The organism is Clostridium sp. DSM 8431 (assembly GCF_900116755.1).
In the GTDB taxonomy this organism is placed as follows: domain Bacteria; phylum Bacillota; class Clostridia; order Clostridiales; family Clostridiaceae; genus Clostridium.
The window spans coordinates 1-13,418 of the sequence record NZ_FPBY01000101.1; the positions used below are offsets into that span (position 1 = coordinate 1).

The following is a 13,418-nucleotide window of genomic DNA, read 5'->3' on the forward strand; positions in this document are numbered from 1 at the left end:
TTATCAAGAGCCGTGTGCGAGGCCCGCATGCACGGTTCTGTGAGAGGAAAGACCTCAGAAAAAAATATTTCTGAGGTTCACCTACTCGATAAATATAAAAAATAAAAATTTAATAATGTTGAATAAGAATGTTTGTTCTTGTTAAGTATGATAATATATATTATATAGATTAGGAGTGAAGATTAACATGAACAAAGCAGTAGATATTTTAAATAAGTATTACGGATATAAGGAGTTTAGAAAAGGTCAAAAAGATATAATAGATACAATTACAGGTAATAGAGATGTACTTGCAATAATGCCTACAGGGGGAGGTAAATCTATATGTTATCAGATTCCAGCTTTAATTATGGAGGGAATTACTATAGTTATTTCACCTTTGATTTCTCTTATGAAGGATCAGGTAGATTCATTAAGAGATATAGGAGTTAAAGCAGCTTATATAAATAGTACTCTTGACAATATGGAATTTCAGGAGGTTTTATATAATCTAAAAAATAATAATATAAAAATAATTTACATAGCGCCAGAAAGGTTAGATTCTTTAGAGTTTTTAAACATTATCTCAGAGCTTAATATATCTCAGGTTGCAGTTGATGAGGCTCATTGTGTATCAACTTGGGGACATGATTTTAGAGTTAGTTATAGAAAGATAAATGGTTTTATAAAAAGGCTTAGTTCTAATCCAGTAGTTACAGCTTTTACTGCAACAGCTTCAAAAGAGGTTCAAAAGGATATAGTAAAGCTTCTAAATTTAAATAATCCTAAAGTATTTATAAGTGGTTTTGATAGAGAAAATCTTTCAATAAATATTATTAAAGATGGACGAAAGGATTTGTTTTTAAAAGAATATGTAAGTAAAAACTCAAAGGTTTCAGGAATAATATATTGTGCAACTAGAAAAGAAGTTGATTCTATATATAGCTATTTGTGTGATAATAATTATAAGGCAGGAAAATATCATGCAGGCCTTAGAGATGATGAAAGAAAAGAGTTTCAAGAGAAGTTTATTAATGATGATGTAGATATAATGGTGGCAACAAATGCTTTTGGTATGGGTATTGATAAATCTAATATAAGATATATTATTCATTATAATATGCCTCAGAATATTGAAGGATACTATCAAGAAATAGGAAGAGCAGGACGTGATGGTGAAAAAAGTGAATGTTATTTGCTTTTTACTCCAGGAGATGTTCATCTTCAAAAATATTTAATTGATACAGGAATAAGAAGTGAAGATAGAAGAGTTATAGCTTATAAAAAGCTTCAGGATATGGTTTCTTTAGTTTATTCTACTGGGTGTTATAGAAGATATATACTTGAGTATTTTGGAGAAGAAAGAAAGGAAAACTGCAATAATTGCAGCAACTGCTTAAGTGAAAGTGAAGAAATTGATAGAACTGTTGATGCTCAAAAGGTATTATCGTGCATTGGAAGAATGAAAAGACCATTTGGCATAACTATGGTTGTAGATGTTTTAAGAGGTTCTAAAAATAAAAAGATATTATCTTTAGGCTTTCATGAATTATCAACCTATGGGCTTATGAAAGAATATAAAAAAGAAGATTTAGTTACCTTTATAAATAGGCTAGTTTCTCATAGAATTATAGATCTTGTAGAAGGTACATATCCGGTATTAAGACTTAATGCTATTTCTTTGAAGGTCCTTAGAGGTGAAGAAAAGGTTGTATTTAAAGAAAGTGTTAAAATAAAAGAAATAGAAAGTGAAGATAATGGTCTATTTAATATATTAAAAGAATTAAGACATTTTATTGCTAGTGAAGAAAAAGTACCACCATACGTAATATTTAGCGATAGATCTTTAAGAGAAATGAGTAAAAGTTATCCTATAACTAAAGAAGAATTTTTATCTATTTCAGGGGTTGGGGAAATTAAGTATGATAAATACGGTGAAACTTTTATAGATAGAATAAAAGACTATAAAATTAAGAATAATATAAAGAAAGAAGATATTAAAGATACTTCTCTTCCTTTAGATTTTTTAGTTACAACTGATGAAAATTTATATGAAGAGCTTAGAAAGCTTAGAGCTGAATTTGCAGATAAAGAAAATAAGAGCCCTTATTATATAATATCTCAAGATACTCTTAAAGAAATAAGTGGAAGATATCCTTGCAATTTAGAACAATTAAAGGATATAGGAGGAATGGGTCCTAAAAAAATAGAGATGTACGGAAAAGAGATTATAGAATTAGTAAATTCTTATGTGGAAAATAATAATATAGAAGTTAAGTGGACTAAAAAAGGAAGATTAAAACTTATAATAGATGGAGAAGATAGAAAACATAATGAGATAGCTATAGATATGATAAATGAAGGTTATGATATTAAAAATATATCAGATAATATGGAAATATCAGTATCAACTATATTAGGATACGTAACAGATTATATAAAAGAAAATAAAAAAATTGAATTTACGCTAAACTTAGAGAAGTATTTTAACGAAAATGAAGAAGAAGATATATTAAAGGTATGCAATAAAATTGGAATAGAAAATATTTCAATGATAAAAAAGAATTTAAATTCAGCAATAAATTATGAAGCTATAAGAGCTGTAATTTTAAAACATTTTTATAATATTGCATAAATATATATTTTTTTGTTGATAAAATAGAAAAAAACTCTATTTTATGATAAGATAAGAATATAAAATTTAACTAACTAGGGGGGGGAAAATATATGGCAAAACAAATCGCTTGTAGTTTGATTATTAAAGATGATTTTCACAATGTACTAATATTAAAGAAAAAAGTTAAGAGAGGACAAATTGAAAGTTGGTCTATATTAACTCAAAAAATAAAAGGAAAAGAGAATCACGACAAATGTATTACAAGAGGAGCAAAAGATATATTAAAATCTGTAATTTTTGATGTAGAGCCATTTAAGGAATATATTTGCGACGAAGAAAATGATGAAAGCATAATGGTTTACACTGGAAGAATTAAAGAGAAGGCTATCTTAGACAAGAATTATAAAGAATGTAAATGGATCGGTAAAAGAAATCTAGAAGATTATAATTTTTTACCATTAGATAAGGAAATATTAACAGATTTTTTTGCTGAATAGTTTTTAGATAAAAGAGCGAAATGTATGGAGGAAGTACATTTCGCTCTTTATTTTTAATATATAATTTTTAAAAGTCTGAGTTTTGTATATAATATTGGGTGAATTTCGCTTAAAGGAAAATCTTTTTTATCATAACTATGGCAGCAGTATAAAATTTCACCATTATCAAGTATTTCGCTAATAATTCCAGAGTGGGCAAAAAAACCTTTAGTATTAGAGAAAAATTGAATTATATCACCTACATTTAAGTCACTTAAAGAAGGTACTTCCTTTGCAATTTTATTTCTTGTAAGATAAGAGTTTAGTTCATTAACTCTTATCCATGGAGCAGTATAAGGATGCCATGACTTTTTAAGAGGGACATTTCCTGCATAGAGGCATTGAGAAACAAAATTTGTACAATCTCCACCTGAATTATTAAAGTCTTTATAGGCTTTGTTATAGTTTATGGCATATCTCTTAGCATAGTTAGATGACTTGTAACTAGAATAAATAGTAGTTGTTCTATAGCCATTTTTAAAAAGCTTTGAAATTTTAGTTGATTCAAATTTTAAAAATATATTTTCTAAGTTTTCTATCATATCATTCCATTTTAAATTATTAGAGTATGAAAGATTTCCATGCATTAATTTTTTATATTTTTCTAAGTCATATTCCATACATGCAATATCAATAATCTTAAAACTTTGTATTACTACAATATAGTTTAGAATTTCTGAAGATTTTTTATTAGTTTTTGAGTTTTTTATGTAGAAGAATGAAATGTTTTTAGGGCTATACATAGATAGATTCTCTTTTTTGTAGACGTTAATTTTTTTAATTTTTGTTTTTTCTTTTTGAATTTTAGTGTTATTTTTTTGACGCCATAAGTTAAAGAACCTTTTTTTGCTATAAGGTTACTTTTTAAATCATCATTATCTATTAATTTAGATAGCTTTGAAAAATTTAGGTTTTCATAATCTGTGTTAATTAATTTGAAAAATAATATAAGAATAAGTTTAAACATAATAATCTCCAAAATCAATACTTATATCATAATATGAATAAAAAACTTAAGTGGTGATTGTAGTTTTATCTATTATATAAAAAGAAAAGATGATATTATAATTAAGAGATATTTTTAGATTTACTAAAGAAAGGTGATAATTATGAAGATATTTTTTTGTGCAATAATTTTATTAATGGTTGTATTTAATTTTTGGTGTTTTTATAAAAGTAGAAAATTCTTAAACAATGCAGAAGCTGAAGGAAAAGAAGGTGAAGAAAATTATCAAAAAGGTTTAAAGTACATAAAGATTTCAGTTTTTGTTTCTCTTTTAATATGTTTAACAGGGGCTACTGCAGTGATAGTAATTAAGTTTATATAGTAGAAGGTAATCTGTAAAAATAGATCATGGCTTATTAAGCTATGGTCTATTTTTTTTTAGTTGTATTGAATAAAAATAGAAATAATACGAAATAATAAAATTATAAGATTAATAAGGGAGGCAAAGGAATGAAAAAATTTATTTGTACGATATGTGGATATGTTCATGAAGGTGATGAACCACCAGTAGAATGTCCTGTGTGTAAAGCTGGTAAGGAAAAGTTTAAAGAACTATCAGATGATTTAAACTGGGCAGATGAACATAGAATAGGTGTAGCTGAAGGATTATCAGCAGATATTATAGACGATTTAAGAGCAAATTTTACAGGTGAATGTACAGAAGTAGGGATGTATTTAGCAATGGGACGTCAAGCTGATAGAGAAGGATATCCTGAAGTTGCTGAAACATATAAGAGAATTGCTTATGAAGAGGCAGACCATGCTTCAAGAATTGCTGAACTTCTTGGAGAAGTAGTTGTAGCTGATACAAAAGCAAATCTGCAGGCAAGAGTAGAAGCAGAATATGGTGCTTGTGAAGGAAAAAAGAAGCTTGCAAATAAGGCCAAAAAAGAAAATTTAGATGCTATTCATGATACTATCCATGAAATGTGTAAAGATGAAGCTAGACATGGCAGAGCATTTAAAGGTTTATTAGAAAGATATTTTGAATAAAGGAGAAGAAAAATGGAAAGAATAAGCTGTTGTGTAGAAAGTTGTTCACATAATAAAGATAATGTATGTTATGCAAATAGAGTTAATATTGGGGGAAGAGCAGCTGATAGTAATACAGAAACATGCTGTGGATCATTTTTAAATAGTCTTTTGTATAGTGATTTAACTAATAATACAAATGGAGGCGGAAGTTGCAATACATTAGTGTGTTTCGTTCAATCATGTAGACATAACTGTAATACCGTGTGTGAATTGAAAAATATAGAAGTTTCAGGAGAATCTGCCGAAGTATATCAAGAAACAATATGTAAAAGTTTTGAAATTGATTAAAGAAGGATGAAGTTGAAATGAAAAATGATAAGATGGATGGAATGATGAATAAAGTTAAAAAGGTTATGAAAAAAGAAGGGGAAATGATATCTGAAATAGCTGAAGATATGAAAGATGCTGTTGATAAAATTAAAAGAAATATGAAGTAATAAATATTAAATCCAGTACTAAAATAGTGCTGGTTTTTTATAAATTTAAGAATAAATTTTATACATAGGTAATATATTTAAGGGTATACGCTTTTCTGAAAGTAAAAATTAAATTTAAAGTATTAAAAAAGATAACGTTTTCTTTACATAAATAAGAAAGATAAGTTTACTAAAATTGCCTTATGATGTATAATATATAATGTAAGGCTAAGTATGTATAATTGAAAAAATTATAGGAGAGGTAATATAATATGAGAGTATTTATGGAGAGGCAGAGTGTCTCTAGACAAGATGATATGAATGCACCTAACAGAAGAGTTATTGAGATTATAAGTAACTGTAGGATAAAGAACTTTATTGAAATACTAATAGAAAGTTATTGTCCAAAGGTAAATAATGATAGGGCCACTTGGGTTTTGTGGGATAATCATAAAGTGCTTGCTGTATTTGATAGTGTTAGCAAGAAATGTAAATGTTTTCAAAAAGATGAAGCGTTTGTAAGAGAAATAGTGAAAGAAAAAGAAAATCCTGAGATGTATCTTTATTATAGAGGTGAAGATGACATAAATGTTGTAATAGATGAATATAAGGAAGAACTTTTAGCTTTTTAAATATTTCTAAAACTGAGATTTTTATTTTTGGATAAATTAATCTAATTGATTATAATAGTATAATAAATAAGGGGAAAGCAGCTTTTTTACAAAGCTGCTTATTATAATGAAAAAAAGAATAATGATTTTAACACCATCATTAATAATGTTTGCCAATAAACATAAATTTTAAACATAAAATTTAAAAAAAATGAAAAATATTTAATTGTGTCTTCAAAGTAGGTTTTATAAATATACAAAATTATAAAAAATTGTTATAATTTAATCTATAACAATAAATTGGGGTGGTAAAATGAAGATTAAAAATTATATAGAGGCGTTAGAGGAATATATACCAGGTTTTCAACCAGACTTAAATGATCCTGAGGTTATTAAGTTAAATGCTAATGAAAATGCATATCCTCCATCACCTAAAATTGAAGAGGTTATTAAAAATATGGATATAAACAAATTAAGAATATATCCAAAAGCAATGAGTGATGATTTGAGAAAGGCCATTGCTTCAGTTTATAAGACTGATTTTAATCAAGTATTTTGTGGAAATGGATCTGATGAGATAATATCCTTAATTATGAAAGTATTTTTAGAAGAAGGTGGAACTGTTGTAGCTCCATATCCTACATATACTGTTTATAAGGCTTGTGCCAATATTGAAGGAGTAGATTGTGAATTTGTTGATGTTAATGATGACTTTACAATAGATGTAGATAAATTATTAAAGGCAAAATCAGAAGCTATATTTTTAGCTAATCCTAATGCTCCAACTGGAATTTTATTAAGTATAGAAAAAATAAAATATATACTAGATAATTATGATGGATTAGTTGTTGTTGATGAAGCTTATATGGATTTTTGTGATGAAGATGCAACTATGATTAAATATATTAATGATTATAGTAATCTAGTTGTAATGAGAACTATGTCTAAATCTTATTCTTTATGTGGAGCAAGACTTGGCTATTGCTTTGCAGATAAAAGACTTATAAGATATTTAGATAAGTGTAGAGATTCATATAATATAAATTATATGACACAGATAGTAGCGTCAGCTGCAGTTTTAGATGAGGAATATCATTTAAAGATTATTGACAAAATAAAAGAGAATAGAAAATATCTTTTTGAAAAGTTAGAAGAAATGAATTTTAAGTGTATCCCATCACAAACTAATTTTATTTTATGTACACCTTCAGGAAATAAATCTGCAAAAGAAATTATGGAAGGTTTAAAAAAATATAAAATATATATTAGGTATTTTGAAAGTAGAAATTTATCAGATAAACTTAGAATAACAGTAGGAACTAAAGAAGAGATAGATAAGCTTATTAAAGCAATGAAAGAAGTTATTGCTGAATAAAAATAAGTTTTTGATTTATGAGCATATGAAATAATTATTTATTTCATAGTGCTCATTTTTTAGGAGGCGAAGATTTTTGGAAGTTTTAAGAGAAGAATTTTATGGAAGAAAAACTTTAAAGGTTGCAAAGGAACTTTTAGGTAAGATTTTAGTAAGAGAAATAGATGGAAAAATAGTTGCAGGAAAAATAGTTGAAACAGAAGCTTATTTAGGAGTTACAGATAAGGCTGCTCATGTTTATGGAGGAAAAAAGACAGAAAGATTAATACCTATGTATGGACAGGGAGGTACAGCTTATGTTTATAACATATATGGTATGTATGCATGTTTAAATGCCATAACAGAAAGTGTAGGTGAGCCTCAGGGAGTTCTTATAAGAGCAGTAGAGCCTTTAATAGGATTAGATTATATGGCTAATAGAAGATGTAAAAAGCCCTATAAGAAGCTTACTAAAAAAGAAGATTTAAATTTAACATCAGGGCCATCTAAATTATGTATGGCCATGGATATTACAAAAAGACTTACTAATACAATATTATTTGATGGTGAGATGTACATAGTTAAAAATGATTCTGAAATAAAAAGGATGTTTGAAAAGAAAGAAAGTCCTTGTGGAAAAATTATAAAATCTAAGAGAATAGGAATAGATTACGCTGAAGAGGCTACAGATTATCTTTATAGATTTTATTATGAAGATAACCCTTATGTATCAAAAAAGGATAAAAAGAAGGAATAAATAAGGAATATATAGAGTAGATTTAATATGAACCATAGTTTTAGGATGTGATTTTTTTGGATGCAGCTACTCTTGCTCTTTTAATGTATCTTGATGAAGGGTTAGTTAAAAATCTTTCTTCTCTTTATTTAAGTGGATATATAAATATAAGGACAACAAAACTTATCCAAGATAGAAGTTTAACTGGGAAAGTGGGATTTGATAATAGAGAGAGAAATTATGGAGAAGATAGGAGCTTTGAAGAGGAAAGACAGGGGTTTAGAAATAACAACTGTACTGTTCTTGATACTTTTGATTTTACAAATACAACTAGTGGAAATATTGAAGATAAGGGGTATTTAAGAAGAGAAGAGGAATTTCAAAGAATTTATACTTCATTTTCCTTACATAGTGAAATATATACTAGTTTAGAATCACAAAATATAGTAAAAACCTTTGATGATAGAACTATTAATGATGGAGAAGTAAGTGAAGGTGATTATGTTAAAATTTATGGCAATCTTACTACAGAAAATGTAAATTCTTATCTTGATACCCTTTTAACTGCTTTTAACTGCTATGGATGTGATAATCTAAATAAAATGGTTAGCTTTAAGGATAAAGAGCTTATGAATTTTTCAACTATGAATAATATATTAACTCACTTAAATGATATTTTAAATAAAAATTCTACTGAAGATATGATACTTACTTGTGGGGATACTCCTATAGTTGTTAATGTTAATGATAATTATTTTATGAATAATAATTCATATATTTTTGATAAGGTAGAATGTCCATGTACTATTTTTGGAAAAGTTATAAAGGTTGCTCCCTGTGGCGATTCTGTTAATTTGTTAAGAAAAACTGCTCAGGAAAACTTTTATGAGCAAGTTCTAAATAGATGTATTTCTTATTGTGATTTATTAAATTCAAATGGAATTATAATGCCTAAGATGCCTAGACTTAAATGTGCAGGTATATCTCTTGTGGTTGTTCCAGTTAGCATACAGATGTAATTAAATTAGGAAATTAATAAATAATTAGTTCTTAATTTATTTTTTTAGAATTAAATAAAAAAATTGACAAAACATAAAAATTTTAATAAAATAATGTAAAAAGAATATATGCAATGAAGAGAAAAAGTAATAGTATGATATTTTAAGAGAGACTATGGTTGGTGTAAATAGTTAATAGGATACTATGAAAGGGAGACTTGGAGCGTAGAAGAAGTTTTAAAAGCAGGGCTTATGCCAAGAAGGGTGGAACCGCGGAAAGTTTTTTCGTCCCTTTATCTAGGCAAGGCTTTTTATTTTATATTAAAAAATATATTGAGGTGATGAAACTATGAAATCAATACTAACAGTAATAGGGCAAGATCAAGTAGGAATAATAGCAGGAGTAAGCAAAAAATTAAGTGAGTTTAATATTAACATCTTAAATGTTACACAAACTATTATGGATGGATATTTCACAATGATAATGATGCTTGACTTAAAAGAAGCAGAAAAGAGTTTTGAAGAAATCAAAAAAGGACTAGCTGAAACAGGAAAAGAACTAAAAGTTGATGTAAAAATCCAAAGAGAAGAAATATTTAATTCAATGCATTCACTATAAGAATTAAAATTTAAGGGGGCAGACAATGGGTACAAATATAACAGCACAAAATGTTTTAGAAACAATTAAAATGATAGAAGAAGAAAACTTAGATGTTAGAACTATTACAATGGGGATATCTTTACTTGATTGTATAGATTCAGATGGCAAGAGAGCCAGAGCTAAAATATATGATAAAATAATGAGATCTGCTGAAAAGCTTGTTCCAGTAGGAAATCAGATAGAAACAGAATTTGGTATTCCAATAGTAAATAAAAGAGTATCTGTTACACCTATTTCTTTAATTGGTGGAGCAACAGATGAAGAAAATTATGTTGAGTTTGCCAAAACTTTAGATAGAGCAGCTAAAAATCTTGGAATTAACTTTATTGGAGGATTTTCAGCATTAGTACATAAGGGGTGTACAAAGGGAGATAAAATACTTATAAAATCAATACCTCAAGCCCTTGCAGAAACAGAAATGGTTTGTGCATCTGTAAATGTTGGTTCAACAAAAGCTGGTATTAATATGAACGCTGTAAGAGATATGGGTCAAATAATTAAGCAAACATCTCTTTTAACTAAAGAGCAAAAAGGATTTGGATGTGCAAAGCTTGTTGTATTTGCTAATGCAGTAGAAGATAATCCATTTATGGCAGGTGCATTCCACGGAGTAGGAGAAGCTGATAGAATTATAAATGTTGGTGTATCAGGTCCAGGAGTTGTAGAAAGAGCACTTCAAAAGGTAAGAGGAGAATCTTTTGATGTTGTTGCTGATACTATAAAGAATACAGCATTTAAGGTTACAAGAATGGGACAATTAGTTGCAAAGGAAGCTTCTAAGAGATTAGATGTTCCATTTGGAATTGTAGACTTATCTTTGGCGCCTACACCAGCAGTTGGTGATTCAGTTGCTAGAATCTTAGAAGAAATAGGACTTGAGCAAGTTGGTACTCATGGTACTATAGCAGCCCTTGCAATGCTTAACGATGCAGTTAAAAAGGGTGGTATAATGGCATGTAGCCACGTTGGAGGATTAAGTGGTGCTTTCATTCCAGTATCAGAAGATGCAGGTATGATAGATGCAGTAATAAGTGGAAGCTTAAATATGGAAAAACTTGAAGCTATGACATGTGTTTGCTCAGTTGGACTTGATATGATTGCTATACCAGGAAATACTCCAGCAACAACTATTTCAGGTATGATAGCTGATGAAGCTGCAATTGGAGTTATTAATAATAAAACAACAGCAGTAAGAATTATTCCAGCACCAGGATGTGATGTTGGGGATATGGTTGAATTTGGAGGACTTTTAGGAAGAGCACCAGTAATGAAGGTTAACGAAAAATCATCAGATTTATTTGCTAATAGAGGTGGAAGAATTCCAGCACCAGTTCATTCATTTAAAAACTAAAATTTTTATAGTGGCTGTACCAAATGATTTTATTTGGTACAGTCTATATTTTTTCTATAAAACTTTAATTTATGTAAAGCTTAAATACTTATTGAAGGAATTAACTTTGTATTATGCAGAAAAAATTGATATTATAATAATAAATAATATTTTTAGGAGGCATAAGATTATGAAAAAAATGATTTCCTGGAATGTAAACGGATTAAGAGCGGCAGTTACAAAAGGATTTAAAGATATATTTAATGAATTAGATGCAGATATATTCTGTCTTCAAGAAACTAAACTTCAAGAAGGACAGATAGATTTAGAATTTCCAGGGTATAAAAGCTATTGGAATTATGCTCAAAAAAAAGGCTATTCAGGTACAGCTATTTTTACAAAGGAAGAACCTTTAAGTGTTTCATTAGGACTTGGAATAGAAGAACATGATAATGAAGGAAGAGTTATTACTTTAGAATTCCCTGAGTATTATGTTATTACAGTATATACACCTAATTCTCAAAATGAACTTGCAAGGCTTCCTTATAGAATGACTTGGGAAGATGCATTTAAGAATTATTTAAAGACATTAGAAAAAAATAAACCAGTAATAGTATGTGGAGATTTAAATGTAGCTCACACTGAAATAGACTTGAAAAATCCTAAAACTAATAGAAAAAATGCTGGCTTTAGTGATGAAGAAAGAGAAAAGATGACTAATCTTTTAAATAGTGGATTTATTGATACCTTTAGATATTTTTATCCAGAAACTGAAGGTATATATTCATGGTGGTCTTATAGATTTAAGGCAAGAGAAAAAAATGCTGGGTGGAGAATTGATTACTTTTTAGTATCAGAAAGTTTAAAAGACAGATTAGAAGATGCTAAAATACTTACAGATATTATGGGATCTGATCACTGTCCTGTAGAACTAGATATTAAATAAGCTTTTAAAATCATGTAATCAATGATATAATTTCCTAGAATGTGGTTATGTATAGATAGGAGTGGCAAAATGGATAATATATCAGCAGTAAGCATACTGATATTATTTATAATGTTATTTTTCTTTATTCGTGAAGTAGTTACTTTTTCAAGTATGAAAAGCAATAAAAATAGAAAGAATAACAAATTTAAATCAAGATCTAAAGCTAAGCCAAAAAGAGGAATTCATTTGCTTGGAATGATGGCAACTTTTTTAGTAACAATATGTGTAGCTTTAAGTACTTTTAATGTAAGTTATGATTCTAATTTTTTAATAACAGTTACTGTGATTTTAGCAATATTATTTTACATAAGTCTTGGATGGCAAACATTATTCAAGGTGAAAAGATAGGAAAAATCCTGACAAATTTATTTTGTTGGGATTTTTAAGTATTAAATAAGGGGATGGCGTTATATGATATGCATAAAATTAGAAAAAAATAAAAGAAATGAACCAGTGTTAAAGATGAATGCAAGTAAAGAGGATATTACTAAATTTAGAGCATTGAAAAGAATTATTATGGAAAGTAGAAAAATTAAGGGAATGTATGAATATAGTGTGCCTATGAGATTTTTTGAAATTATGTTTAATGTTATCCCTAAAGATATTATGAAAGTAGATAAGAGATCTATAGATTATTATTTAGAATATTCTGATTCTTACGAAGATAATTATTATTATATTACTGAAGTTAATGCAAAGTATATGAAGAAGTGGCGTGAAGAAGGCTGCCCTAATATTTATAAGATAAATATAGATAAAGAAGAAAAAAAGTTAAAGAAAGAAATTGCTTTTAAAAGAGTATCTAAATTAGAAATATAGAGTTTATATTTGATTTAAAGAAATAAAGGCCATTAAGAAAAATCTTAGTGACCTTTATTTTTGTGCGCCCAGCATGGGCGTGCACTAATCGGTGAAAGTCCGTAACGGGGGCTGATAGTGCCAACCGTATAGCTTAAGACAAGGGTGTCCATTGTGAAGTGGAATCTGAAGGAAGTCGGCAGCAAAACTTTGGTCTGAGGTACACAAATCACATTTGAGGCTTATGTCTATGGGTAAGCTTGCAAAACAAAGTAAAGCCCTATAACTATCCGAAATAGACAGAGTAAATGTGGCAGATAGATGAAGTGAAAGTGCACGTTCTTACCTGGGGA

Annotated in this window: 16 protein-coding genes and 1 other annotated feature; of the genes, 15 read left to right on the top strand and 1 reads right to left on the bottom strand. The window is 28.2% G+C overall.

Going from position 1 to position 13,418, the window contains the following annotated elements:
• Positions 1–187 precede the first annotated feature (187 nt).
• Positions 188–2,614 (top strand): DNA helicase RecQ, encoded by a 2,427-nt coding sequence (gene recQ / locus BM384_RS10965; RefSeq protein WP_090013607.1) that lies wholly within the window; start codon positions 188–190, stop codon positions 2,612–2,614.
• A gap of 92 nt (positions 2,615–2,706) precedes the next feature.
• Positions 2,707–3,093, top strand: a complete 387-nt coding sequence (locus BM384_RS10970) for a hypothetical protein (RefSeq protein ID WP_090013608.1) — start codon at positions 2,707–2,709, stop codon at positions 3,091–3,093.
• Positions 3,094–3,146: 53 nt separating this feature from the next.
• On the opposite strand, the gene BM384_RS10975 is transcribed toward BM384_RS10970, so the two are convergent.
• Positions 3,147–3,875 carry an amidase domain-containing protein gene (locus BM384_RS10975; protein WP_090013610.1) on the bottom strand — a complete coding sequence of 243 codons (729 nt, stop codon included), beginning with the start codon at positions 3,873–3,875 and terminating at the stop codon, positions 3,147–3,149.
• 366 nt (positions 3,876–4,241) lie between these two features.
• On the opposite strand from BM384_RS10975, the gene BM384_RS10985 reads away from it, so the two are divergent.
• The 13 genes from BM384_RS10985 to BM384_RS11040 all read left to right on the top strand — a co-directional run bounded on the left by BM384_RS10985 (position 4,242) and on the right by BM384_RS11040 (position 13,086).
• Entirely contained in the window at positions 4,242–4,460 is a 219-nt protein-coding gene (locus BM384_RS10985) for a hypothetical protein (RefSeq protein WP_090013613.1), read from the top strand.
• Between the two features lie 128 nt (positions 4,461–4,588).
• Positions 4,589–5,131, top strand: coding sequence for an NADH peroxidase (locus tag BM384_RS10990; protein ID WP_090013614.1), 543 nt, complete (start codon positions 4,589–4,591; stop codon positions 5,129–5,131).
• 12 nt (positions 5,132–5,143) lie between these two features.
• The gene (locus BM384_RS10995) at positions 5,144–5,461 is read left to right on the top strand and encodes a DUF1540 domain-containing protein (protein WP_090013616.1); all 318 of its coding nucleotides are present in this window, start codon (positions 5,144–5,146) and stop codon (positions 5,459–5,461) included.
• A 17-nt stretch (positions 5,462–5,478) separates the two neighbouring features.
• A complete protein-coding gene (locus BM384_RS18525; protein ID WP_278280922.1) occupies positions 5,479–5,610 on the top strand; it encodes a hypothetical protein in 132 nt (43 codons plus the stop codon).
• A gap of 251 nt (positions 5,611–5,861) precedes the next feature.
• Positions 5,862–6,221 (top strand): hypothetical protein, encoded by a 360-nt coding sequence (locus BM384_RS11000; protein WP_090013617.1) that lies wholly within the window; start codon positions 5,862–5,864, stop codon positions 6,219–6,221.
• Between the two features lie 292 nt (positions 6,222–6,513).
• A complete protein-coding gene (hisC, locus tag BM384_RS11005; RefSeq protein WP_090013619.1) occupies positions 6,514–7,575 on the top strand; it encodes a histidinol-phosphate transaminase in 1,062 nt (353 codons plus the stop codon).
• 76 nt (positions 7,576–7,651) lie between these two features.
• On the top strand, positions 7,652–8,311 hold the full coding sequence (locus BM384_RS11010; protein ID WP_090013620.1) for a DNA-3-methyladenine glycosylase: 660 nt from the start codon (positions 7,652–7,654) through the stop codon (positions 8,309–8,311).
• Between the two features lie 56 nt (positions 8,312–8,367).
• Positions 8,368–9,309, top strand: coding sequence for a DUF6414 family protein (locus BM384_RS11015; RefSeq protein WP_090013622.1), 942 nt, complete (start codon positions 8,368–8,370; stop codon positions 9,307–9,309).
• A 104-nt stretch (positions 9,310–9,413) separates the two neighbouring features.
• Positions 9,414–9,584, top strand: a binding site (T-box leader).
• Positions 9,585–9,637: 53 nt separating this feature from the next.
• Positions 9,638–9,907 (top strand): ACT domain-containing protein, encoded by a 270-nt coding sequence (locus BM384_RS11020; protein ID WP_090013623.1) that lies wholly within the window; start codon positions 9,638–9,640, stop codon positions 9,905–9,907.
• Between the two features lie 25 nt (positions 9,908–9,932).
• Entirely contained in the window at positions 9,933–11,300 is a 1,368-nt protein-coding gene (locus BM384_RS11025; RefSeq protein ID WP_090013624.1) for a PFL family protein, read from the top strand.
• A gap of 169 nt (positions 11,301–11,469) precedes the next feature.
• Positions 11,470–12,225: an exodeoxyribonuclease III gene (locus tag BM384_RS11030; protein WP_090013626.1), complete on the top strand. Its 756-nt coding sequence runs from the start codon at positions 11,470–11,472 to the stop codon at positions 12,223–12,225.
• A 69-nt stretch (positions 12,226–12,294) separates the two neighbouring features.
• The gene (locus tag BM384_RS11035; protein WP_090013627.1) at positions 12,295–12,615 is read left to right on the top strand and encodes a hypothetical protein; all 321 of its coding nucleotides are present in this window, start codon (positions 12,295–12,297) and stop codon (positions 12,613–12,615) included.
• 63 nt (positions 12,616–12,678) lie between these two features.
• Positions 12,679–13,086: a hypothetical protein gene (locus tag BM384_RS11040; RefSeq protein ID WP_090013629.1), complete on the top strand. Its 408-nt coding sequence runs from the start codon at positions 12,679–12,681 to the stop codon at positions 13,084–13,086.
• The last annotated feature ends 332 nt before the right edge of the window (positions 13,087–13,418 follow it).

What these genes read in the sequence shown, in the direction of transcription:
- BM384_RS11020 (WP_090013623.1), top strand. Translation starts at nt 9,638, where the DNA reads ATGAAATCAATACTAACAGTAATAGGGCAAGATCAAGTAGGAATAATA.
- BM384_RS11000 (WP_090013617.1), top strand. Translation starts at nt 5,862, where the DNA reads ATGAGAGTATTTATGGAGAGGCAGAGTGTCTCTAGACAAGATGATATG.
- BM384_RS11030 (WP_090013626.1), top strand. Translation starts at nt 11,470, where the DNA reads ATGAAAAAAATGATTTCCTGGAATGTAAACGGATTAAGAGCGGCAGTT.
- BM384_RS10995 (WP_090013616.1), top strand. Translation starts at nt 5,144, where the DNA reads ATGGAAAGAATAAGCTGTTGTGTAGAAAGTTGTTCACATAATAAAGAT.
- BM384_RS11040 (WP_090013629.1), top strand. Translation starts at nt 12,679, where the DNA reads ATGATATGCATAAAATTAGAAAAAAATAAAAGAAATGAACCAGTGTTA.
- BM384_RS10970 (WP_090013608.1), top strand. Translation starts at nt 2,707, where the DNA reads ATGGCAAAACAAATCGCTTGTAGTTTGATTATTAAAGATGATTTTCAC.
- BM384_RS11025 (WP_090013624.1), top strand. Translation starts at nt 9,933, where the DNA reads ATGGGTACAAATATAACAGCACAAAATGTTTTAGAAACAATTAAAATG.
- BM384_RS11035 (WP_090013627.1), top strand. Translation starts at nt 12,295, where the DNA reads ATGGATAATATATCAGCAGTAAGCATACTGATATTATTTATAATGTTA.
- recQ (WP_090013607.1), top strand. Translation starts at nt 188, where the DNA reads ATGAACAAAGCAGTAGATATTTTAAATAAGTATTACGGATATAAGGAG.
- BM384_RS10985 (WP_090013613.1), top strand. Translation starts at nt 4,242, where the DNA reads ATGAAGATATTTTTTTGTGCAATAATTTTATTAATGGTTGTATTTAAT.
- BM384_RS18525 (WP_278280922.1), top strand. Translation starts at nt 5,479, where the DNA reads ATGAAAAATGATAAGATGGATGGAATGATGAATAAAGTTAAAAAGGTT.
- hisC (WP_090013619.1), top strand. Translation starts at nt 6,514, where the DNA reads ATGAAGATTAAAAATTATATAGAGGCGTTAGAGGAATATATACCAGGT.
- BM384_RS10990 (WP_090013614.1), top strand. Translation starts at nt 4,589, where the DNA reads ATGAAAAAATTTATTTGTACGATATGTGGATATGTTCATGAAGGTGAT.
- BM384_RS10975 (WP_090013610.1), bottom strand. Translation starts at nt 3,875, where the DNA reads ATGTATAGCCCTAAAAACATTTCATTCTTCTACATAAAAAACTCAAAA.